Below are 523 nucleotides of genomic sequence, written 5' to 3'. Positions count from 1 at the left end.
CAGCAAATCCGCATCGCTTCCCGCCAGATGTTCCGCAATGCTTTCTTTACTTAGCACACGTTTGAGGTTGACCAGAAAATACAACAATAAACGGTACTCGGTACGGGTCAGTGTGAGATCCTCTCCGAGGACCTGCGCCTGTTGTTTGTTCGTTTGAACACTGATTTCCTGGAAATCAATCCGGGGTTCTCCTTCAAACTGTTTTCGGCGGAGCAAGGCTTTGATCCGGGCATTGAGTTCTGAAAGATGAAAGGGTTTGGTGAGGTAATCATCCGACCCGATCTCCAATCCTTCAATTTTGTCATCCAGCGAATTTTTGGCAGAAATAACGATGATCCCTGCTTTGGAATGCGCTTTTTTCAGGGCGCGTATCACATCCAGCCCACTGCCACCAGGTAAGGTAATGTCCACCAGAATACAATCGTATTCATATATTCCCGCTTTCTCCATCGCCTCATCATAGGTGGCCGCGACCTCACATAAGTACGCGTCCTGCTTCAGATATTCTTCAATGGAACTCGAC

The 523-nt window shown here is 47.8% G+C and carries 1 protein-coding gene; it reads right to left on the bottom strand.

What is annotated here, in order from left to right; genetic code table 11:
* The coding region (locus tag KDD36_15275; GenBank protein ID MCB0398010.1) for a response regulator transcription factor at window positions 1–523 on the bottom strand (523 nt) is incomplete at both ends.

Source organism: Flavobacteriales bacterium (assembly GCA_020435415.1).
Taxonomy (GTDB): Bacteria; Bacteroidota; Bacteroidia; order JACJYZ01; family JACJYZ01; genus JACJYZ01.
Note: the sequence above shows the minus strand (reverse complement) of the source record. Positions and strands in the feature narration are given on the sequence as shown.